General features: G+C 43.4%; 15 protein-coding genes, 1 tRNA gene, 1 other RNA gene and 1 other annotated feature. Of the genes, 2 read left to right on the top strand and 15 right to left on the bottom strand.

The genetic code is table 11. The features are described from left to right. Window positions 1-86: 86 nt before the first annotated feature. The 12 genes from B5F18_RS04060 to B5F18_RS04005 form a co-directional block, all read right to left on the bottom strand. Window positions 87-431, bottom strand: coding sequence for a nitrous oxide-stimulated promoter family protein (locus B5F18_RS04060; RefSeq protein ID WP_087156393.1), 345 nt, complete (start codon window positions 429-431; stop codon window positions 87-89). A gap of 149 nt (window positions 432-580) precedes the next feature. Then, complete coding sequence (locus B5F18_RS04055) at window positions 581-907, bottom strand: helix-turn-helix domain-containing protein (protein WP_087156392.1); 327 nt, start codon at window positions 905-907, stop codon at window positions 581-583. 90 nt (window positions 908-997) lie between these two features. After that, the gene (locus B5F18_RS04050) at window positions 998-5455 is read right to left on the bottom strand and encodes a sialidase domain-containing protein (protein ID WP_143468353.1); all 4458 of its coding nucleotides are present in this window, start codon (window positions 5453-5455) and stop codon (window positions 998-1000) included. 320 nt (window positions 5456-5775) lie between these two features. Beyond that, window positions 5776-6038, bottom strand: an RNA gene (ffs, locus tag B5F18_RS04045) — signal recognition particle sRNA large type. Between the two features lie 43 nt (window positions 6039-6081). Further along, the gene (gene tadA / locus B5F18_RS04040) at window positions 6082-6567 is read right to left on the bottom strand and encodes a tRNA adenosine(34) deaminase TadA (protein WP_087156496.1); all 486 of its coding nucleotides are present in this window, start codon (window positions 6565-6567) and stop codon (window positions 6082-6084) included. Window positions 6568-6589: 22 nt separating this feature from the next. Continuing rightward, complete coding sequence (locus B5F18_RS04035; protein WP_087156390.1) at window positions 6590-7546, bottom strand: DUF6128 domain-containing protein; 957 nt, start codon at window positions 7544-7546, stop codon at window positions 6590-6592. Between the two features lie 249 nt (window positions 7547-7795). Then, window positions 7796-9181 (bottom strand): deoxyguanosinetriphosphate triphosphohydrolase, encoded by a 1386-nt coding sequence (locus B5F18_RS04030; RefSeq protein ID WP_087156389.1) that lies wholly within the window; start codon window positions 9179-9181, stop codon window positions 7796-7798. Window positions 9182-9257: 76 nt separating this feature from the next. After that, the gene (locus tag B5F18_RS04025) at window positions 9258-10808 is read right to left on the bottom strand and encodes a nitrite/sulfite reductase (protein WP_242955798.1); all 1551 of its coding nucleotides are present in this window, start codon (window positions 10806-10808) and stop codon (window positions 9258-9260) included. Between the two features lie 17 nt (window positions 10809-10825). Then, a complete protein-coding gene (locus B5F18_RS04020; protein ID WP_087156388.1) occupies window positions 10826-11686 on the bottom strand; it encodes a hypothetical protein in 861 nt (286 codons plus the stop codon). A 35-nt stretch (window positions 11687-11721) separates the two neighbouring features. Beyond that, entirely contained in the window at window positions 11722-12492 is a 771-nt protein-coding gene (locus B5F18_RS04015; protein ID WP_087156387.1) for a M15 family metallopeptidase, read from the bottom strand. Between the two features lie 144 nt (window positions 12493-12636). Beyond that, window positions 12637-13263: a 4'-phosphopantetheinyl transferase family protein gene (locus tag B5F18_RS04010; protein ID WP_087156386.1), complete on the bottom strand. Its 627-nt coding sequence runs from the start codon at window positions 13261-13263 to the stop codon at window positions 12637-12639. A 90-nt stretch (window positions 13264-13353) separates the two neighbouring features. After that, window positions 13354-13426 (bottom strand) — tRNA-Lys (locus B5F18_RS04005). A gap of 127 nt (window positions 13427-13553) precedes the next feature. On the opposite strand from B5F18_RS04005, the gene trmB reads away from it, so the two are divergent. After that, window positions 13554-14201 (top strand): tRNA (guanosine(46)-N7)-methyltransferase TrmB, encoded by a 648-nt coding sequence (gene trmB, locus B5F18_RS04000; protein WP_087156385.1) that lies wholly within the window; start codon window positions 13554-13556, stop codon window positions 14199-14201. 211 nt (window positions 14202-14412) lie between these two features. Here trmB and glgB read toward each other — a convergent pair whose 3' ends face one another. The 3 genes from glgB to proS all read right to left on the bottom strand — a co-directional run bounded on the left by glgB (window position 14413) and on the right by proS (window position 21925). Next, complete coding sequence (gene glgB / locus B5F18_RS03995) at window positions 14413-16323, bottom strand: 1,4-alpha-glucan branching protein GlgB (protein ID WP_087156384.1); 1911 nt, start codon at window positions 16321-16323, stop codon at window positions 14413-14415. Window positions 16324-16448: 125 nt separating this feature from the next. After that, on the bottom strand, window positions 16449-19301 hold the full coding sequence (locus B5F18_RS03990) for a hypothetical protein (RefSeq protein WP_330394095.1): 2853 nt from the start codon (window positions 19299-19301) through the stop codon (window positions 16449-16451). 1181 nt (window positions 19302-20482) lie between these two features. Continuing rightward, window positions 20483-21925 (bottom strand): proline--tRNA ligase, encoded by a 1443-nt coding sequence (gene proS / locus B5F18_RS03985; protein ID WP_087156382.1) that lies wholly within the window; start codon window positions 21923-21925, stop codon window positions 20483-20485. Window positions 21926-22020: 95 nt separating this feature from the next. Then, window positions 22021-22224, bottom strand: a binding site (T-box leader). A 128-nt stretch (window positions 22225-22352) separates the two neighbouring features. Here proS and B5F18_RS03980 point away from each other — a divergent pair. Beyond that, on the top strand, window positions 22353-23024 hold the full coding sequence (locus B5F18_RS03980) for an RluA family pseudouridine synthase (protein WP_087156381.1): 672 nt from the start codon (window positions 22353-22355) through the stop codon (window positions 23022-23024). The last annotated feature ends 31 nt before the right edge of the window (window positions 23025-23055 follow it).

The following is a 23055-nucleotide window of genomic DNA, read 5'->3' as shown; positions in this document are numbered from 1 at the left end:
AATCCAATTTTCCATACAAATTTTTATTTTTTTGGTAAGATTTTATATTTTCTATTTTATTCTAGATTTTTTGTTGTTTATTTTAACTATCTTAATTTTCTCTTTTCCCTGATACTGCACACCACATGCCAGATTGCCATCCCGGGACGATGAAAAAGCATTCTGGGGCCGGAAAATCTCATGACCTTTCGTATCTCCTCCCTCATCTTGGGACTGTAACAGTGGACCTTACAGTTGCTGCAAAATGTTTTTGTTTCCATAAAAGGGCAATTTTGACTGCGCAATTTTGCATACTCTAAAAGCCGTGCACACTCTTCACACACCCCCTCCTTTTTCCTGTGGTTCTTTTTGCAGTAGAGCAAAATCATTTCTTCTACAACCCTCTGTTCCTTTTTCCTTCTATTTTCCGCCTTTTCGGACTGCTGTTTCAACTTGTGCTCCTCCTTCTAAGTTAGTTTCATATAACTCACTTTCCTTTCTACCATATCAGGTACATCAATGTCAATATCCATTTCCACATGTTCGATAACAGCAGAAGAGAGACTCCTCCTTTTACGAAGGGTCTCTCTTCCTGACATTTTTATTTCTTTTTTAACACTTGCCGAATCAGCTGCAAGATGATTACCTTTTCAGAATCTGTACATTCTCTGACATATTTCATGATTTCCTCTGAGATCTGGTCCTGTACCTTGCGCTCTCCGCTCTTTTCCGAGAAAAACTCAGACAAAGTCAGATCAAATGCTGCACAGATTTTTTCAATGCTGCCAATGGTTGGGTTCTTCTCATCTCTCTCCAACTGTCCGAGATAGGATGATGTCATGTTAGCGCGTTTTGCCAACTCCCTCTGATTTATCATTCTCGTTTTTCTCAATTCTCTAATGCGCTGACCTAACTGAAAGTTTTCCATACGTTTCTCCTTTAGTCCGTATTAGAGAAAAACCAATCACTATAGTATAATTTATTATAATAGTGACATACTATTTTTTCAAGTGTTCTACTATTTGTTTTTCTTCCTTTGCCTCATCGTGAGCATTGCCGCGCCTGCTGCCATCAGGCAGATCCAGAGCATTGCCTGTGTCTCGTCCGCAGTTTTGGCTGACTTCTGAGCGCCCGGTTTTGCTTTATTGGATGCGTCCCCTGTTGTTGCACTGGATGCCCCTGTGCTTGCAACAATATCTTTTCCTGTTGCTGCACCAGCACTTACAGGCTCCAGTTTTGCAACCGCTGCCTCCAAATCTGTCTGTGCCTTTTTCACTTCTTCCATCGTGGCATTCTCATCTTCATAGACAGCCATTGCCGCTGCAAATGCACTTCTGAATGCAGCAAAACCTTCGGTCTTATATTCATCTGCATTGAGGTCTTTTGTCTTGTTGATCAGCTCTTCCAGAGCACTCTTATCAGGTTTCAGTCTGAGTTCGCTCATGGCTTTGAGAAGTGCTTTCCATGCATTGTCCACCGTCTCCTGTGTTGCACTCTCATCATCATATACATTCTTTGCATTTTCCAGTGCCTGCGTAAATGCATCCTGGCCTTCCGGCAGACAGTCTTCAAGAACAACTCCATCGGCCGCCTCAATTACACTCTTAAGGTCTTCTTTGTTTACCTCCGGCTCTTCCGGTTTTGGTATCAGATTGTTCATTGCCTCAAGGAGTGCATTTTTTGCTGCATCAATTTCTTCCTGCATTGCATTTTCATCTTCATACACATCTTTTGCTGCTGCCAATGCATCGAGGAATTCCTTCTGTCCCTCTTCCAGGTAATCATTCATATCCATCTCTTCTGCTATTGCAATCAGTTCTCCCAGCGCAGTTTTATCTCCCTGTTTGAACTCTAAAAACTGCATTGCTTTTATGAGCTGTTTCCATGCATTGTCCACTGTCTCCTGTGTCAAAGTTGCGTCTCCTGCCTGTGCTCTTTCCAATACATCTTTAGCATTTTCAAGCGCATTGTTGTAAATGTCGGCCACTGCCGGAATGACTCCTGCCAGATCCACATTCTCAGCAAGGGAGATCGCATGTTCTAAAATTGCGGTGGAAACATCTGCCGGCTCTGGTCCTGGCTCCTCGCCTGCTTTTGCATTCTGGTAAATATTGACTTCCACTGCTGACGCAAACATATTCGGCTGGCTGCCATAAGAGCTGTTTACCGTAAGTCTCACATACCGTGCATCTACTGGTTCAAAGGAGAGCACATGCTCTTTTCCGGTATCCTTCAAGGTACCCTCAGACACTGTCTTCCATATCTCATTGTCTGTGCTTACTTCAAGAACATAATCTTTTGCAGTACCATTGTTTCCTGCCGGTCTTCCAAGGTATGTATAGCGGTCGATGTTATACACTTTATCAAGAGTTATGGTCAGCGACTGAGGCAATACTCCGTCCCCGGCTGAACCATAGTGTGTATGCCACCATGTTGCCGTGTTGTCGTCAATAGCATAAGCCGCAGGTCCTTCATTCTGAACACCATTCATCTCCGAAGACGCTGATGCACTCATGCTGCTGTGAGGAATCTTTGTCAAGTCAGCAACCATACCGCTTATCTCTTCAACTTTTCCATTGTGCATATTTTCCATTGTTCCATTCGTCTCGTCAACACCGAGCGCATTCACAATGCCAATCCAATCTTCTTCCACTTCACACGTAAATGTCAACGTATTGCTTCCGGAACCAGCTGCATAAACTGCATCCATCTCCTCACCATTTACATCCAGTTTCAATACCGGTGTTCCAAGGACCATCATTGCCTGGTCAAATGTCACCTCAGCCTTGAGCGTGGTTCCCTCTTTGCTGCCTGACATGGACACAACGGATGGAGCTTTCAGAGGAAGTTCTACTTCTTCTGCATATACCCAGTTCTTGTCAAATTCTGTGTAATAAATATGGATCGTGTTGTCATCTCCATCTAATTCATAGAGAGATGCAAATTTTTCATCTCCAATCTGTGTAAGGCAAGAGTACTGGAAATGTCCTTCCGCGTAAAGCTGTTTTGCCTCCCACGTAATGTCGCCGTTTCCTTCGATCACACCCATGCGGATGGTTCCATCATATCTTCCGCTCTTGGACGGATTGGACAGAAGAATATATTCTGTTCCATCCTTCACATAATTGATAACAGATATCTGACAATAAGACTCGCAGTCGCTGATCAATACAGGAACTTCCGCATCCCATGTCTCTCCTTCATCGTGGCTTGTGGCAATGCGGACACCGCCGTAAGCTCTCATGATCTGTTTCAGGTCACCATTCTGAATCTGAATGATCTGAGACTCCGTAATCTCCGGAATATTGTTGTCCTGGGAAGAAATCGTAGTTCCATTGTGGTTTCTTCCATCGTTCGGGGATTCTCCTCTTGTCCATGTCTGTCCGCCGTCATCACTGTAAATATTTGCTGAGGACTGTTTTCCATATGTATTCGTATAGTAAATAGGGAAAATCAAACGTCCGCTCTCTGCCTGGATACCAACGCCCGGGCCAGTGCCGCAGAACTTCATCCATTCTTCCTTTACATAAGGTGTCAGATCCTGTGGCTTGGACCATGTCTTCCCGTCATCGTCGCTGTATGTCAGCCACAGATAACTTGTCGTGAAAACAGTAAGCGGCGCTGCGCCCGGCTTTGTCTTCAGGTATACATTACCCAAATATTCATCGCCTTTGTACAGATCACCAAGTTCTTTGTAAGGTGCTTCACATTCCACTACCACACGGTACTCTGTTACCTCATTATTTGCATTGTATACAACACCGTCCTCACGGACCGTATAGGTATTTCCACTTCCATCTTCCAGTTTCTGATAATATTTTCCATCAATCTCAGTATAACCTGTCCCCTGTTTTGCAGAACCAAAACCTGTTGATTCCGGGAACATATCGATCAGCATAAAGATTCTTCCTGTTGTTTTATCCTGAACCATACAAGGGTCGATCAAAAACGCAGAATTAGTCCCCCCTGTAGTCTGGTCAGCAAGATCAAGTACTGTGATGTTGTCCTGGAACTGGGAATCCGTGTTCTCTTTTCTTCTTACAACTGTGTCAATATTTCCCCAGTCAGAGGAATGCTGATGCCTCTGGTCAATGCCTGCAAGAATGGTTCCATCCATAGTTGTCAGAAGAGACGGGATTCTGTAGTTTGCAGAATCGTCATATCCTGGATAAAACAGATCAATCGGCTCACTCTTGTACGTTCCATCTGGATTTGGCCCAATCTCCGGAACGAAGGTGGTTTCTTCATGGTACTGTTTTACTGTCTCAGCCGGGAATTCCTCTTTGTAAACAGTCACTTCATCAACTGCACACGGCACATGCCAGTTGTTCCCATTTCTGATAAGTCCCCCGACAGTCATAGTGTCTGCGGCAGAAAGTGCTGCGAAAAACTTATTTGTGTCAACCGTTTTTACCAGTTTCCCATCCACATACAAGGAAGTGGTATCACCAAATGTCCATGTCAGTGTATGCCAGTAGGAATCATTGATCTCTAGCGGTGTGCCGTCTGCGTATGCCTGGGATGCAAATGTATTCAGCTGCTGTGTATCGCGTAGTTCAAGACCAACTGTACTGTTGTTTACGTAGAATGCAGCATAGGTCGCATTGGTATCCTTCTTTGATACACTGAACAGTGCATTGATGCCGCTGTCCGCCTGTTTCATACGGTAACGGATATTGACTGTTCCCCTTGTCAGATCTTTTACGTGATCAAGTTCACTGCTCACATCCTGGGATGCCTCGCCGTCTAAGAAATTGAAGTTTCTTCCCGCATATACCGGCTCTGCAGTATCCAAATCTATAATTCCATGATCCTTTAAAATCTCATTCTCAGCCAAGGATGAATCATAGATTTTGATATTTTTTACTGCCCCGCTCATGAGATAGCTGTTTCCGCTGTAGCGGTCCCCGCCGCCGAAAGAAAGCACATTCGGCGTTGTGTCAATGTCCGGGATTCCGTAGGTCGTGCCTGCAGCCTCCTCCTTCACTTTCTTTCCGTCCAGATAAAATCTGTAGCTTTTGTCCTTTTCAACCGCCAATGTCACCCTGTGGTAATTTCCGTCATCTAAGTCTGCATCCACTGTGAATTTCGGCATGTACTTATTGCTGTTTCCTCTTACTTCCAGTCCGATCGTGTTGCTGGAAGGAATCGTGTACAGGTTCACATACTTGTTCACGTCAGCCTGCGCATTGCTGCCCACGTAGAACAGAGAATGTATGTCACCTGGTCTTCCTGTGATCTTAAAGCTTACTGTCACAGTCAGACTGTCAAGATCCTTAATTTTGTTTAAGTCCTCCTGACTGCCGATCAATCGGCTTTCTTTGGTGTTGCTCACCACATGTTCTCCGGTCTGCTGATACGCCAGTACCGGTTCTGTCTGTGCTGCCTGTACATTTCTTGTCTGCCATGGAGTCAAAATAGAAATGACCATTGCAAAAATGAGCAGACAGCTGAGTCCTTTTTTCCTTTTTTTCATAATTTCCCCGGGATTCAATCTCCCTTTACTCCTTTCTCACAAAAAGATTAATTTTTGTGTTTTTCATTACAATGTTTCCAATATTATCCTACTATAAAATTCACTTTTAATCAATATGCCGAAACTATTGTACTGATTTTCTTCCTTGCTTATGCAACTTTTCCTTTCAGGAGGTTTTTATTTCTTTGAGGAAATCCATAGTATATTATCTCACTTCACATGAGTGCGCATCCTTCCCGGAGAGATTTTATTCTCATAGGAGAAAATATTTGCCTATAGAAAAAAAGAGCCGGCTGTTGCCGACTCATTGTCTTCTCTTTTCGTGCGTTACACTTCGAACGTATCTCCCCGGACGTTACCTTGACAGCCTGCTCCGCCCAGGCACCCTCACGGCACCCGGAAGGTTCTACTTAATGCTGCTGCGTTCCCGCCCTGACATGGTTCATAGATTCCCGTCGCGTAAGACCCGGACTTCAACGCCACTTATCAAGGGCAGCTCCGCAAACATACGCCCTCCGTGTAACTTCACCCCCACTATAGCGGATTGTGGGTACAAGGTACCGCTAACACCCCGGCTGCACGGACCTTTATTTTACATCATAATCTCTGTATTGTCAATGCCGGCACTATTTGTTTTCCTGCTCTTTTTCGCGTTTTTTCTTTTGTCTAAGTTCTTTAAAAAACAGTTTGAGCATCTGGCTGCACTCTTCTTCCAGAATTCCTTTTTCTATCTCCACCTGATGGTTAAACTGCGCCATCTGAAGGAGATTTAAAATGGAGCCCGCACATCCAGCCTTAGGGTTCATGCACCCGATCACAACCCTGTCTATCCTGGACTGTACGATCGCCCCGGAACACATCTGGCAAGGCTCCAAAGTCACGTACATCGTGCACCCTTCCAGTCTCCAGTCCCCCATCTTTTTGCTTGCCTTTTTGATCGCAGACAGCTCTGCATGAGCGAGTGTATTTTTGTCCACAGTCCTGCGGTTGTACCCCCTTGCGATGATCTTCCCTTCATATGCGATCACACATCCGATCGGAACTTCCCCAAGAGCATACGCTTTTTTTGCCTGTTTGACAGCCTCTTTCATAAATTTTTCATCTTTTGTCAGCATTGTCTTCTCCTATCTGTAATTACTTGATGATACTTCCCCGCACCTGTCTGCACCAGTATCCAAAATCCTCGTCTTGGCCATCCTCAGGTACCAAGCGAAACTCCGGAAATCCAAACGCAAGGGCAGCGTCCGCTTCCCTTTTGTGATAAATGCCAGGGACCCCGATATACAATTTCCCATCATCCTCAATGAGCACAAGATGGTGATAATTCCTCCAGCCATGTATCAAAAAATGATTGTTTGCAAGTCTCCACTCACAGCGGGGAAGTTTTGCAATCTCTTCCCTCTGGATCTTCTCCATTCTGACAGGACGCACTTCCTCTTCCTCCTCACACTGCGCTGCCTCACAAGAACTTACCTCTTCTGGCATTTCCTTATCCGGTTCCTCTAAGGTTTCATTGCGTTGTGTCTCACCGGGCTCTGAAATATCCTCCTCATTGTCATTCTCCACATCTCTATTTATTTCCTGCTCCGAAATCTTCTCTTCTTCTATCTTAAGCGATTCCCCGTCTGCCTTTTCTTCCGATACCACCTCTTTTGCCTCTGTCTCCTTTGACTCTGTCTCTTCTTGCGTTATGTCTTCTTCCGTCTTTGACAGATTTGACTCTTTTTCCCCATCACTAATATCTGCAAACGAAAACTCTACTGTTTTCCAGCACACAGCATAAGTATCCCCTGCATCATCCTCCAGATACACCCCCACGACATTGGCCGGGGTTTTCCCATCCCCTTCCTTGCACTCGATCCGGATATTCACAGAAGGCATCCTTACGTCAAAGGACTGAAAAAAATTCCTTTTTCCTTTTTTATCCTGCCCATAGATCAAATACAAATCCAGCCTTCTCTTTCCCTGCAGCCCCTGCATGGCGATGAGGCCCCGTATTGTATCCATTTCCTCTTCTATCCTGGCAAATCCCACATTTCTGCTTCGTTTTCCCTGTCTATATTCATATATATATCCAAGAAACCGTTTCAACTTTGCATACCCCTTTCTTAAATTTCTGCTGTTTCTAAAAGGTATGCATCTTTTCTAAAAAAAATCACTTTATTATAGTTGCTTTTTAACGCATTAACGTGTATAATGTTCTATGTTAATATTCTAATTCAGATAATGGCGAGAAGGCAATCATGATTTTAAATCATATACCTTTTGCATAATTCATGCAGGTTTCATTTCCTTCTTCTTATACACGCTTTCCCGCCCTCTGTTTTAGAATATCTTTTTTTAATTCATAGCATTCAATTCCTGATACAGCCGTTTCGCATAGCTGTCCGTCATTCCGCAGATATAATCCGTTGCAAGCAGAATCCTCAAGTATAATTTTTCATCCTCCTCTTTTCCCTTTGCCTGCCTGTGATACGCATTTTTATAATTCTCTGATATCAGCGAAACCATTCTTTTTTCCACCGTGGACATACGTTCCTTACTGTCATATTTGACGGCTGCCCGTACAAAGGCATTCATTAAAAATGTAAGTACAGCCGACTCCGTTGCCTCCATCCGGTAAATAAACGATGAACAAAATACCTTTCTGTCCGCCACATCCCCCAAAAGCCCCATCAGTTTGGCACAGGAGGAATCCTCTATCAGGTTTCCTTTATATATACCGGCCATAATCTCTTCATAATGTGCCATAAACGTCTTTGCTGCCTCCTGGATCAGATAGCCCTGCACCCGGACGGTCCAGTTTTTCACTGCATACTCTTGCGGGCTCTCCACGCCAAGCTCTTTTCCTTTGGAAAGCAGGATCTCCAAAATTTCATCTGCATTCCATGTATCCCTGTCCGTGTGGATAGCGCGCAGCTCATCCAAAAACTCCTGGTACCCAATAAATCCTTTCACAAACGCATCCTCTATATCTGCGGTTTTATAGGCAATGTCATCCGCTGCCTCCAAAAGATAACTCAAGGGATGCCGGCATCCATTCGTGCCTGTTGTCCTGGAAACATCGTCAAAAATGTCTTTATCCGCATAGTAATACCCAATTTTTCCTCCCTTTGTCTCAAGGGAGTTCACAGGATACTTGATCATACTGCTCAAAAGCGCATATGTAAGATTCATGCCGTGCTCGTCCGCGAGAAAATGAAGTTTCCCGACAAGCCTCAGTGCTTGTGCATTCCCCTCAAAATGATACAGATCCTCCTTCATCTGTCCGGACAAAATCTCTGACGCACTTTTTTTACCAAGTGTAAGGGAAGAAAGATTGTCCTCAAACCATTCCCGGATCGCAATCTCCCCAAAATGTCCAAAGGGCGGATTTCCAATATCATGGATCAATCCGGCACATTCCAGAATATGGCAGACGTCTTCCTTCATCCGCACAGTAAAGTGCTGTTCCCTGTCCAAGGCAAGAATTCGCTCCCCTACGTTCTGCCCCAAAGACTTTGCAAAAGAGGCCACCTCCAGAGAATGAGTAAGCCTTGTCCGGATAAAATCACTTTTATCAAGAGGAAATACCTGCGTCTTATCCTGTAGTCTCCGAAATGACGCGCTCCCGATAATCCGGTGATAATCCTTCTCAAACTCACTTCTCAAATCAGAAGAACTGCATTCTTCCTTATCGTTCCATCCCGCTGCTCTCTTTGGCGACAACAATTCCTCCCATCTCATCCACATTCTCCTCTCCCATTTTCATGAATAAAAGGTGCTGCAAAATCCTATTTCCATTTGCAACACCTAATTCTGATCAGGCAACTACATATTTTTGAACCAGTTTCTCAAACGCCTCTCCCCGCATTTCCTCTTTAAACGCCCTTCCGCTCTCTTTTAAAAGCTGGCCTGTCTCCACAATAAACTTTGGAATCTCTCTTGCGAGTATCACACCTTTTATTTCTCCCATGTGTGCTCCTTCTTTTGCCGTGGCGCCCCCTACCTGCAAGGTAAATGCATCCTCCATGACACCTTCCACTTTTGCTTTTCTCCCCGCGAATCCGATTTCCGCAACCTGATGGCGGGAGCAGCTGTTCGGACATCCGCTTATATGGATCTGCGGGAGTCCTGCATCTGCAAGCTGTGCCTCCTCTACTGCACTGATGATCTCCCTGCACAATTTCTGACTCTGCAAAATTCCCATCTGGCAGCTAGGAACACCCACACAGCTGAGCGTCATCTTCAGCGGCGTTTCCATCATATGCTCGCCAACCAGTGCCCAAAGCTCATCTATCTGCTCCAAAGTCAGATTTCTCACATATAAATCTTCCTCCATGCTCACCCTTGCGTCAGATTTTGGAGTTTTGTCCATAAACCAGACAATCTTTTCCAGATCTTCTGTCAAAAGCTGCCCGCATTGCGGGTGCAAGATCAGGCTGTACAATCCCTTTTGTTTCTGAGGAATTCTAGTCGCAGTCCGCACATGGTCCGTGGCAGTCTCTTCCTCCACTTCCGGAACGATTCCATCAAATTTGTAAAATGCTTTTACATGAGCCAGGTGTTTTCTGTAGCACTCTAAAAATTCCTCCACACCCATTCTTCTTGGGATAAATCTCGTTCTTGCCTTAGCCTTGTTTTTATAATCACCTTCTGCCTCGAAAAGCTGAACCATAGCCTCCACACAGTACAGCGTATCCTCAGGGCAGATCAGTTCCGGATACGGGATCGCCACTGCAGGTCCTCCGCCCATTCCGCCGGCAAGATACATCCGAAACATCGGCTTTCCATTGTCAATGACCGCGATAAACCCGACATCATTCACAGACGCATTGGCTGTATCCTGTGCACTGGAGGAAAAAGCCACCTTCAGTTTTCTTGGAAGATGGTATGACGTGGCATTTCCAAGAAAGTACCTGGAGACATCCAGCGCATACGGCGTCACGTCAAACGCCTCCCCCTGCTCCACCCCTGACATCGGGGATAAGGAGACGTTTCTCGGGTAATTTCCGCCCCCTCCTCTTGTAAACAGATCATGGTCAATGGCATCCTTCATAATATCGCACACTTCCTCAATCCCTAAGTTGTGCAGCTGAATAGCCTGCCGGGTCGTAAGATGAACCTTGTCAAGTTCATATTTCTTTGCATAAGATAATATGAGTTTTAAGTGCTCCAGCGATGCCACTCCGGACGGAGTCCTAAGCCGGATCATAAAAGATTTCTGATCCTGCTGCGCATACACCCCCATACCGCCGGACATTCCTTTAAACTCCGCTTTGGTAAGTTCTCCGTTTAGAAAACGTCTTCCATTCTCCCTAAAAACTTCCACCTCATCCTTTAAAATCTTCTTATATTCCATTTCCTTGTTCATATTCACCAATTCCTCTCTTATTCTAAGTATATCGGCGGCTCATATTTTTCGCCGAGCAGCACTTTCTTTCTTTCCTGATATCCCATAAAAGCCCATTCCGTCATATCGATCCACTGATGTTTTTCTCCATCATACACCTGGACATAGCCGATTCTGGCCGGATGTACGCGTACACTGTTTGTCTCGTATTCCCTGCCCGTCTTGGGATTGATATCTCCCGTCACTTCATCTGCATCGGCACTCTTTCTGACCGGCATGACCCCTCTTTTACTTAAAGTCTTCACTACTGGTTTTTCTTTTTTCTCTTCCTTTGTAGCATGCTGCTGACTTTGCACTGCGTTTGGCTTATTGATGTATTCCTTAAAAATCCTGGATACATTTTTTGCCGCATTCACATTACTTCCATTCTCCAAGGACAAAAATCTTCCCGGCACAACAATCTCTTCTGTCCGTACCATTTCCTTCTTATCCTGCCCCTTATGGCTTAAGGAACGCTCTTTTTCCATCTCCTCAAGTTCTGCATGGATATCGAGCAGCTCTCCTATTGTTATATCCCTTTCCTGCTCTTTTAAACCCTGTTCTTCCTCTTTTTCCAGAACAGGTCCATCCTCTTTATGTCTTAAATAAATTGTGGAAGGCACCTTTTCTTCCTCTTCATCCAAAGTCAGGATATTCAGTTGAAACGGACACCCAAGAATCTTCGCTATCATGCGCATATCCTTTTCCTGAAAATTATCCCTTCCAAGGCGCTGTGTCAGATTCTGTCTTGACATCTTCCGCCCTGTCTGCTGCTCAATCAATTCCGCAAGCTCCTTGATCGTCATTCCTTTTCTTCCAAGCACAATCTTAACCTGTTCTGCAAATGTCAGATTTGGCATTGTCCTCTCCCTTCCTTTGTCCCTCATCTTCCAGATCAATATGACTCGTCCAGATACTCTTCCAGCGTCACACCCATTTCAGTTATCTTTTTTGCATCCTCCACACCAACATATCGGTAATGCCATGATTCATAAATAATGCCCGTTTCATCCTTTGTATCCGGAGGATATCTCAAAATAAATCCATATTTTGTACAATTTTCCTGCAGCCATTTTGCCTCCGCAGTATCCGCCTGTTTTTCATCCAACTCTCCGTACTGGCTGGATACAATATCAACCGCAAGGCCAAGGCTGTGTTCACTTGTTCCCGGGAGCGCCACTTCCTGGCTTGTCCTTCTGTAGGATTCCCAATAACTGTATCCTTGATTTACCCACGAACTGACTGTGTCATTGAAAACCTGTTTCTGTTTCTCCTCAGAACGGTATGCAGAACAGATGACCGGACTAAGTCCCGCTTTCCTCGCGTCTGCAAGCATCTGTTGCAAAGACTGTGCAATCCTTTCATCCACTTGCATTCCCTCCACAGTCGCAAGTTTTGGCTCATATCCCTCTGACAGAGGATGAGAACCATTGACAAGGGTCAGATACCAGGGTCTGTTGGCCTCATTTGTCCTTTCTTCCTTCTCTTTTTTTGCACTTTCCTGCTCCTCTTTCTCTTTTTTCAGCTTATTCAACTCTCCCTCAACCTGCTTTAACTCCTTCTTCACACTGTTCGCTGAATGCTTTCCAAATGCACTGCCAATGAAAACACCACATAAAAGCGACAGCCCCGCGACCATATAAATAACTTTTTTCACTCTCGACATCTTTCGTATCTTTTGAATTCTCCTTCTGCAAAATTTTATAAAAATCCCCTTTATTGTTCTATTCTGTTCCAAAATTAGTGCCTCTTTCGTTCTCATTTCTTTATAATTCTTTATTATAACATACCGATTTATTCATTTCAAAGATTACTGAAATGTGAAAAAATATATTTCTTCACAGAAGTCCGGGCTGTCTGAACAAACTGCCGCCGCGGCATCACGATCCGGCACTTTATACTCCTTCACATAGTACTCCCCGTCAAAACCTTCCGGTTTTTTTGTAAATATCACGCCTTCCTCTGTAGGCTCAAAGGCAAAGGTATCAAGGCCTAATTTCATTCCCAGTCTTGTCGCCTTCATAAAACTTTCCTTCCATACCCAGTATCGGTAAAACAGCTCCCTCTTTCCCTCTTCAGTCTGTTCCTTCACAATCCTCCCATATTCTTGTTCTGTGAAAAAATGCCTTGCCAGCCTTTCTTTGTACTCTTTGATCATCTCCACATCACAGCCAACCATCACGTTCTCTCTGTCCGCAAGAGAACACATCACATATCTTCCGGAATGTGACAGATTGAACACATGGCTTTTTGCCGCTCCATAATATCTTTGCATTTTCTCCAAAAGTACCCATGCGCCGATGCTCTGCGCCTTGTCTTGCACAAAACGCAGCCCATCTGCTTTCTCCTTCCGGAATTTTGGCACCGTATCATAATACTTTCGATATATATTCTCGCCACCAAGTTTTTCCACATCTGCCATCCACGTGTAGATCATACCTTTTTCTCCCCTGCAAATATATTTATCAATAACAAAAAAACCACCGACCCCAAGGCTCCAATGTCCTTAAAATCAGTGATTTTCAAATGCGCCATCAGGGGCTCGAACCCTGGACACCCTGATTAAGAGTCAGGTGCTCTACCAACTGAGCTAATGGCGCTTACTGTTCAACGCAAGAGATATTATATTACACCTTTACAGAAATTGCAAGTACTTTTTTCGTTTTCTGTTGAACCCACAAAAAAGATACGCTATAATAAACCAGACAAAAGGAAAGGAGCGCATTTATGAGACTTCGCAATATACCACGTGCGGCCGAAGAAGTCGCAAATCATCCGATTGTAATCCAGTCCGGAGAAGAACATAAAGGGAAATGGAACAAAGTATTTGACAACCCGAATCCCATCCATATTGAAATCGGCATGGGAAAAGGCCAGTTTATCCTCTCCCTTGCAAAGCAAAATCCGGACATCAATTATATAGGAATCGAGCGCTACACAAGCGTACTATTAAGAGCCATCGAAAAATTTGACACAGAAGAATATTCCTCCCTGTCCAACATCCGTTTTCTTTGTATGGACGCAGCAGATATCGCAAACATTTTCGCCACACAGGAAGTCGATCGCATATACTTAAACTTTTCGGATCCATGGCCAAAAGCAAGACATGCCAAACGCCGGCTTACATCTCGGGAGTTCCTCGCTCGTTACGAGGAAGTTCTAAAACAAGATGGCACCATAGAATTTAAGACCGACAACATTCCGCTTTTTGATTTCTCTCTTGAAGAGATTAAAGAATCAAATTACACCCTTGTAGATTTTACCAAAGACCTTCACCACGAACCTTCCATGAACAAAGGCAACATCATGACTGAATACGAAGCCAAATTTTCTGCCCTCGGGAATCCTATCTGCAAGTTAATTGCAAGGCGCTAGCGCATATATTATACAAAAAGTTTCTCGGAGGCCTGCGGTGAAAAAATGCTGTAATGGTTTCGTGAAAAGACTCTGCTGTACACTCTGCCGAAATCAAAAACTGAACAAAAAGCTGATAAGGATAAGAAATTCTTTCTTTGAAGTCCTGAAAATACTGAATAAAGATTAAATGAGGGCGCAGTTATGCGCCCTCCAATTTTTTATCTCTCATTTAAAATTCAAATACAGCAACTCCGTACGCAGGCAAATCATATGCAAATGAATACGGCCTTCCATCGCATTCACTCTTTCTGGCTCTATACTTCAGAGGTCTTTCTTGTCCTTCTCCGCCATACTGCTTATCATCGCTGTTGAGTATCAATTTATACTGCTTGCCTCTTGGCACTCCAACCCGGTAATCCGGTCTTGCCACAGGAGTAAAGTTACAAACAAACAAAAGATTCTTTTTATTTTCCTCGGAATGCCGGATAAAACTGAAGATACTCCTGTCTCTGTCGTCCGCATTGACCCACTCAAATCCTTTTGGCGAAGAGTCAAGCTCGTACATTGCCTTGTTTTTTCTGTAAAGCCGGAATAAATCCCTTGTAAAGTTCTGTAGCTGCTGGTGATACTCTTCATTCAACAGATACCAATCCAGCTCCCTTGCCTCACTCCACTCTCTAAGCTGGGCAAAATCCTGTCCCATAAATAAAAGCTTTTTCCCCGGATGTCCCATCATAAACGCATATCCTACTTTCAGATTCGCAAACTTGTCAAATCCAAGCCCTGGCATTTTGTTGATCATGGAGCATTTCAGATGCACAACCTCATCGTGGGAAAGCACAAGGATGTAATCCTCGCTATATGCATAGCTTGACGCAAACGTCATCTGATTGTGACAGCCTTTTCTGAAATATGGATCCAGTTTCATGTACTCTGTAAAGTCGTGCATCCATCCCATATTCCACTTCATACTGAACCCAAGTCCGCCATTCTCAGGCTTTCCGGTCACCTGCGGCCATGCAGTCGACTCCTCCGCGATCATCACTGCCCCTTTATTACGTCCAAGAACAACTGAATTCAAATGCCTGAAAAATTCAATGGCCTCCAGATTTTGATTTCCGCCATATTTATTCGGGACCCACTGCCCATTCTGTCTGCCATAATCCAGATACAACATGGATGCAACCGCATCCACTCTCAGTCCGTCAACATGATAGTGTTCAATCCAGAACAGTGCACTTCCTATCAGGAAGTTTTGAACCTCCTTCTTCCCATAATCAAAAATCTTTGTTCCCCAATCCGGATGCTCCCCAAGCCTTTTATCCGCATATTCATATGTCGGCGTGCCATCGAAATCTGCCAGGCCGTGCGCATCTCTTGGGAAATGTGCCGGAACCCAGTCAAGGATTACTCCAATATTATTTTTATGCAGGTAATTGACCATGTAAGCAAAATCTTCTGGTGTCCCATAGCGTGAAGTCGGAGCATAGTATCCTGTAACCTGATATCCCCATGAGCCATCATACGGATATTCTGCGATTCCCATCAGCTCAATATGGGTATATCCCATATATTTCATATATTTTGTAACTTCGCGTGCAAATTCTCTGTAATTGTAAAAACCGTCATCCTCTCTTCCCGGATGCCGTTTCCAGGAGCCAATGTGAGCCTCGTAGATTGATACCGGATTACAGTGGTCATCCCATGTCTTTCTCTTTTCCATCCACGCAGAATCTGTCCACTTTAAATTACTGATGTCCGCAATCTTGGACGCTGTACCAGGGCGCAGCTCAGAGTAATTTGCAAACGGGTCTGCCTTGTACAGAAACTCTCCTTTTTGCGTCTCGATACAAAATTTATAGAGCATATCCTTTTTCGCTTCTTTTACAAAACATGTATAAATCCCAAGAGGCTCCTCCCTTTGCATAGGATTTGCCTGGATATCCCAGTCATTAAATTCTCCGATAACGGAAACCGCCTTTGCATGCGGTGCCCACACAGCGAAATAAACACCTTTTTCTTTTCCATTATCAACCAGATGCGCTCCCAGTTTTTTATAAATTTCATAATGAGTGCCCTGCCCAAAAAGGTACTGGTCAAGTTCGCCGATTTCATATGGTTTTTTCTTCTTTTCCTTCATGTCCTCACTCTCCTATCAACACGCCGATATATAAATCTATTATACTTTAGCGGGACATAAAAAGAAAGAGTTTTGCAAACTATTTTCAGCTGCAAAACTCTTTTCTCTATTTCCTGTTTTTCGCCTTAAATTTTGAAATCTTCTTCCTTCAAAATAATTCTGTTGGTGTCATCTGTACTTCTGCCAAATACCCGTTTCACGAAATGTTTCATATTTGCTTTCTGCGAATGGGCGATCGCATCGTCCATAACTTCCTTGACCTCTGCAACCGTGACAATATGATCCTCTTTCTGCATCATATCAATTCTGCTGTACAATGCCAAAATCCCCATCTCGTCAATCCTGTATCCATTCTCTTTTGCGTATGTCTGCCCAAATGTTACAAGTTCATCATTGATAAATACAGGAAGCTCCAGGCATGAAGTAAACTTTTTCTTGAATCTTAGATTTCTGGAGAGCAGATCTTCCATCGGTTTTCTCTGTTCTTCCAGCACAATGAGCATCTCTCCAGTCTGACCTTCCATCAGCTCATTAAGTTCTTCCAGTGTGCGCTGGTCAATCTTGCTGGCTTTTTCAACAATCAGCGCTCCACCGTACAGTTTCTGTACAATGGTGTTTAAATCCTTTTTATTCAAAGATTCACCGGTAATAATGGCCACTTTTCCCTGTTTCATCTTGCGCTGTTTCTGAATCGCTTTCACAACATCAACTGCAAGCACAGTCTTACCACTGCCTTTTCTTCCGATAATAAGAAGATTTCCTGTTCTGGATGTTCCGTATCTGTTTTTGCACTTTTTATCAGCATCCAGCACATCCACAAGCTGCTCGCTCATTCCTCTGACCGGAACGAAGTAGGAAAACAGTTTTTTCTGCTCCTGTGTCAGTCCTGCCTTTAACCCGACTTCACTTTGCGCATCCAGATCATATCTTCCCTGTACAACAAACCCCGTATCGTACACAACTCCTCCCGGAGAACGTTTGATTATCGGATCCGGCTCATCATACTCTATAGGCTCTTCCTGATCTGCCTGCTCTTCTTTTCCAGAAATCTCATTTGCCTTTTCTTCCTCTTCAAAATTAGTCTCAACCAGCTCTTCATCCGTCAGATCCTCGCCTTCTTCCCACTCGCTCTCATCGGACTCTTCATACGGCTCCTCGGACTCATCCCAGAATTCATCCAGTTCTTCCTGATCCTCTTCGGACTTCATATGAATATCTTTCAGTTCAATCGTTGCATCCAGATCCTCTCCGGCTTTCATCTGCTCAGCCGGCTCCTCTATTTCGAGTGTCTCCTCTATGAGCTCTTCTTTTGTCTCCTCAAGCTCTTCTTTCTGTATGCTTTTCTCCTGTGAAAACGTTTCTTCCTTCTGTACAGTTTCCCCCTGAACAGTTTCTTCTTCCTCTTGTATTTCCTCAGGAAGCTCCAGTTCACCCTCAAAATCTTCCTCTTCCTCAAAGCTGTCAAAGTCTTCAAATTCTTCTGAATCCTCTTCCAGGCCCTCTTTCTCTTCAACCTCCTCTTCCACATGGCTGATTTTTAATTCTTCTACCAAATCCCCCATGTTCTCAACCTGCTCGGTTTCACCTGTCTTTTCATCCTTCTCTTTTTCTTCTGTTTCCCAGGAATCGTAGGCGGCGTCTCCACTCTCCCCATTCTCAAGTTCATCCATCAGCTTTTGAAGCTCTTCCGATAAAAGTGATGGCTGCTCTTCCACACTTTCTTTCGCCTTATTCAATGCCTCTTCTTCTGATTTCTTACGTTTCTCTTCTATCTCTTTTAAAACCTGTTTCTGCTTTTCTTCCCAGCCTTGAAGGATATCTTCTATCTTCATCTGACCACTGATTTTATCTTCCACCTTTGAATCAGCGGACACCGTGTCCGGAGTGTCTTTTGATTCCTCCAGTACCTTCTCTATTTCCGGAGACACTGTTTTCGGTCTTCTGACTTTCATATTTTTTGCCCGCACTCTCGCCTCCGTCTTGGCTTTGACAGTTTCTGCAATTCCTTCCGCAGCTGCCCCTGAAACCATTCCCGCCAAAGTACCTGCTGTCACGCCAACAGCTGCTGCTCCTTTACTCTCTTTTTCCTGCTGCGGCGCTTTTACACTCCTTGTCTCTTCCTCAGTTTCCTGTCTTATATCCACCTCATCCACAGTGCTATCCGCTTTTTCCTCAGCGTCCTTCTCTTCTTTTCTTTCTTCGTTTAAGGCAGTCTGGATTTTTTCTGCCGGAATCTCAACTGTACGGCTGAAAGCTACATCTTCCACTTCATCTTCCACGTACTCCAGCTCTTCCTGCGCCATACTTTCCAGTTTCTCCTCTATATTATCTTTAGGCATCTCAATTTTCTCTGCACGCCTTCCGCCATCAAAGCGGTGTTCGTACTTCTCCTGCTGCAGAGGTGTCAAAGGCTTATACTGCATTTTCAGTTCCATAGCTTTATATACATATTTGCCCTCACTGAACCACAAGATCAAATCATCACATTCTTCGAGACATTCCGCTGTTCTACCCGCAAGTTTATAGAGCTTTGCAAGTTCATAAGCCCATTTTTCCACATATTCTGCTTTTTTAAATGCCTCCAAAGCCTCTATCTGTTGTTCAATCGGAGCTTTCTGCGCTTTCAGTATCTTGTAGTGCAGAATGTATTGATTCGGATCCTTTGGGGCAATACTTAAGAATTCTTCATAGCAGTCCAACGCTTCGCTTACATCCTTCAGTTTCAGGGCCAAGGTTCCGAGGCGATATACGACCTTTCTGCTGCTCGGGGAACGGTCATATGCAAGAAACAAAATCTCCCGGCTTTTCTGGTATTCGCCGTTCAACTCATAGATTTCACTCACTGAATTCAACATAGAGATATTCTTCACTTTACGCCAGTCAATCGATTCTGCAATTTCCATTGCTTTATCATAGGCTCTGTCATTCATATATTCGAGCATCTGCTCTGTTTTTACGCGATATTCATATTTATCCAACGTCTTCACCTCTATTGATTATTTTACCCTCTCATATCAAACTAAAATAGACAATTACACGTATACAGTTTACCATACGGCATCTTCAATGTCAAAAAATAAACCGCTACAACTTGCATTATAGCGGTTTATTTTTGATATTCAATTGTCCTCAAATATATACCGAAGGAAAATTTTAATTTCCTGTGAGCCCTGTTTTATAAAACGAATATTACCTTAACCATTTAAGCCAATATCACGTTTTCCAACTAAACCATAAATCCATCTCCCTAAGATCCTGATCTATAATTTCTTTCACATCATTTCATTTCTTACACAATACTCAGTTACTCTTATCTATAACCTTTCCTAAATCTTTTATCAGCGACACAACTGACAAGCAACTTTTCTACTCAATTATTCCTTCTGTAACTTTTCCACTCATGATCGAAAATGAAATCTTTTCTTTCTCTTCTCCATGTTTCTTTACACATGTTCGAGTACTTATGTGGTATTTTTTCAATATGTCTGCAAATGTATAATTTTCTATCTTCCAGTTCTGATACTCTTCGGTTACTTTTTCATTACTTTTTTTACTGGATTTATCTATTCATATAAAGGCTTTTATCACAGGAACCTTTATTTGCCATACCACTGACATATTGAATTGACTGTTCGAAATTATCCAAGGGTAAAAGCCTCCTTTCATTTAAATTCATTCCCTAAATTTTGAAAACCTCTTCTCCTACTTGAAAACCTTTCCTCTCATTGATATTCTCTGAATGATTCCTCTTTTCAATCATTTCCTTTCTCGTCAGAAATGATATATATTTCGGAAACCTTACCTTCAGTTCTTCTATCTTTCGAAAGTAATTAGTTTCCCTCCCATTTCAGATACCCTGTGGTTTTCTTATCAGGATTTCCTGTTTCATTTAGGTTGACTTTATAATAGCACCTGTGTTTTTATTTGTCAACACTTTTTTCATATTTTTATTTTAATTTTTCTCATTTTATATTTCTAAATATAATCGTCAGAATATTATTTATTTTTAAAATTATTACATGTTAAGTGCATTTTTGTCTATATTGGGAGTCTTAAAATTTTTCATCCAAATACTTGAACTCTGGTGATAACACAAAGAAGGACTCCCAACGGAGTCCTCCTTATCTTTTCTTTGTCTTTGGACAGACATATCAATATTTTAGTATGATTTTCCAAAATAAGCTTTGAATTTCGCAGGCTTTCCGCAGAAAATACACTTGTCGGAAATAGGCTCTTCATCTTCAATGAGACATCTTGTGGATGCTCCACCTGTTGCGTATTTGATTTCACCTTCACATTCCTCTTCCCCGCACCACATTGCTTTGATAAATCCGCGGTTTTCTTTAAATTTTTCTACCATTTCGTCCATCGTCACAGCTTCATCGATATGTTTATCAAGGAACGCCTTTGCTCTGTCATACATATCTTTTTGAATTGTCTCCAGAACATCAAACAGTTTGTCAGCCACTTCATCAATGGAGAATACCATCTTCTCCCTTGTGTCACGACGTACAACAACAACTTGGTTCTTCTCGATATCTTTTGGACCGATTTCTATACGCAGCGGAATTCCCTGCATTTCCTGTTCGCTGAATTTCCAGCCCGGTGTTTTTTCTGTATCATCGATATCCACTCTGTATCCCGCTGCTTTGAGTGTGTCAACCAGTTCATTTGCTTTTTCAAGAACACCCTCTTTATGCTGTGCAACCGGAATGACACGTATCTGTTTTGGAGCAATTCTTGGCGGAAGTACAAGTCCGCTGTCATCACCGTGAACCATGATGATCGCTCCGATGATACGTGTGGAAAGTCCCCATGAAGTCTCGTATACACTCTGATATTCATTGTTTTTGTCTACATATTTGATATCAAATGCATCCGGAAATGCGTTTCCAAAGAAATGGCTGGTAGCAGACTGAAGCGCTTTTCCGTCATGCATCAATGCCTCAACTGTGTAAGTATCCTGTGCTCCTGCGAATTTTTCACTCTCGGATTTTCTTCCAGCTACATATGGAATCGCCAGTGATTCGCTGATAAAGTCACGGTATACTTTCCACATCAGAAGAGTTCTCTCCTCCGCCTCTTCATATGTTGCATGGATGGTGTGTCCTTCCTGCCACAAGAACTCTCTGGAACGCAGGAATGGTCTTGTCGTTTTCTCCCAGCGAAGTACAGAGTTCCACTGATTCCAAACCTTAGGCAAATCTCTGTAGGACTGAATACTCTTGCTCCAGTAATCGCAGAATAATGTCTCGGATGTAGGGCGGATACAAAATCTTTCCTGAAGTCTTTCCATTCCTCCATGTGTTACCCATGCCACCTCAGGCGCAAATCCCTCTACATGGTCTCCCTCTTTTTCAAGAAGGCTCTCTGGGATCAACATTGGAAGGTATACATTTTCTACACCTGTATCTTTAAATCTTTTATCCAGGTCTGCCTGAATGTTTTCCCAGATTGCATATCCGTTCGGAAGATAGATCAGACATCCTTTTACGCTTGAATACTCACACAATCTCGCTTCTCTTACAACATCTGTGTACCATTGTGCAAAGTTCTCATCTCTTGAAGTAATCGCTTTTACAAATTTCTTTTCATTGGCCATGTTCTTCTTCTCCTTTTCTCCTGCGGAATATTCCGCCTTTTAATATCTTGGACGAAAGGCCTTTGAGATATAAAAACGCCGGGCCCTTCGTCCCAAAAAGGGACCGAAAGACTCGGCGGTACCACCCTACTTAACTGCTCTACCCACAGTTCTCTCTTTTGCCCTTAACGCGGGCTACGCTGCACTTTCACGCAGTAGCTCCAAGGTAGGTTCCACACATTTCATCTAAGAACTCGCACCTTCTTTGTTCTCTCTCTGCAAAATGTCCTGCATGTACTGATCCTCTTCATCGCCTGATTATCGTTATTGAAAGTCATTCTACCGAATTTCTTAAGTTTTGTCAAGGCATCCTGTTTGACATTTTTATCATCCCTGTGTTTAAATAATTATAGTGGCTAATGTCCGCCTAACAGTAAAGGAGCTATTTATGAAACCAGAAATTCTTTATGAGGACCAGGAGATCCTTGTCTGCCTTAAACCGGCAAAAATTGCTGTGCAAAATCGTTGTGCAGGCACTTCGGATATGGTCAGTATCCTGAAAAATTATCTTTACACAAATCAAAAACATAAGAAAGAGCCTTACCTTGCCATTATCCACAGACTTGACCAACCGGTGGAAGGGCTGCTCGTATTTGCCAAGACGAAAAGTGCCGCCAGAACGCTGAGCCGACAACTTACCAGTATGGAATTTGGAAAATACTATCTTGCTCTTCTGGAAGGTGCCCTTCCAGACGAAGAAGGGATTTTGACAGACTATCTGATCAAGGATACCAAAACAAACACTTCCCGTATATGCAATAAAATGCTGCCAGGCGCAAAAAAAGCTGTTCTTCACTACCGCCTTATGCCATCCCAGGACGGAAAGCATCTTTATGAAATCAGGCTTGAGACAGGCCGCCACCACCAGATACGGGTGCAAATGGCTGGTGCTGGCTGTCCGCTTGTGGGTGATGCCAAATACAATCCAACCTCCCACGTACCCGGGCAGTGGACACAGATTGCTTTGTGCGCGTACAGACTTGAATTTTTCCATCCTGTCACAGGGAAAAAAATATCCTTTCAGATAACGCCTTCGTTCTTATCTGATAACGAAAAATAAAATGCCTGCAAAAAGACCAGCCAAAAAAGGC

Origin of the sequence: Lachnoclostridium sp. An181, assembly GCF_002160325.1 — a bacterium.
Lineage (GTDB): Bacteria > Bacillota > Clostridia > Lachnospirales > Lachnospiraceae > An181.
The sequence above is the reverse complement of the archived record's forward strand: the minus strand, read 5'-3'. Positions and strand labels throughout refer to the sequence as shown.

Bases quoted from the DNA above. Each gene is read 5' to 3' on its own strand.
- B5F18_RS04055 (WP_087156392.1), bottom strand. From the start codon at position 907: ATGGAAAACTTTCAGTTAGGTCAGCGCATTAGAGAATTGAGAAAAACG.
- B5F18_RS04050 (WP_143468353.1), bottom strand. From the start codon at position 5,455: ATGAAAAAAAGGAAAAAAGGACTCAGCTGTCTGCTCATTTTTGCAATG.
- B5F18_RS04030 (WP_087156389.1), bottom strand. From the start codon at position 9,181: ATGAGATGGGAGGAATTGTTGTCGCCAAAGAGAGCAGCGGGATGGAAC.
- B5F18_RS04025 (WP_242955798.1), bottom strand. From the start codon at position 10,808: ATGAACAAGGAAATGGAATATAAGAAGATTTTAAAGGATGAGGTGGAA.
- B5F18_RS04020 (WP_087156388.1), bottom strand. From the start codon at position 11,686: ATGCCAAATCTGACATTTGCAGAACAGGTTAAGATTGTGCTTGGAAGA.
- B5F18_RS04015 (WP_087156387.1), bottom strand. From the start codon at position 12,492: ATGTCGAGAGTGAAAAAAGTTATTTATATGGTCGCGGGGCTGTCGCTT.
- B5F18_RS04010 (WP_087156386.1), bottom strand. From the start codon at position 13,263: ATGATCTACACGTGGATGGCAGATGTGGAAAAACTTGGTGGCGAGAAT.
- trmB (WP_087156385.1), top strand. From the start codon at position 13,554: ATGAGACTTCGCAATATACCACGTGCGGCCGAAGAAGTCGCAAATCAT.
- glgB (WP_087156384.1), bottom strand. From the start codon at position 16,323: ATGAAGGAAAAGAAGAAAAAACCATATGAAATCGGCGAACTTGACCAG.
- proS (WP_087156382.1), bottom strand. From the start codon at position 21,925: ATGGCCAATGAAAAGAAATTTGTAAAAGCGATTACTTCAAGAGATGAG.
- B5F18_RS03980 (WP_087156381.1), top strand. From the start codon at position 22,353: ATGAAACCAGAAATTCTTTATGAGGACCAGGAGATCCTTGTCTGCCTT.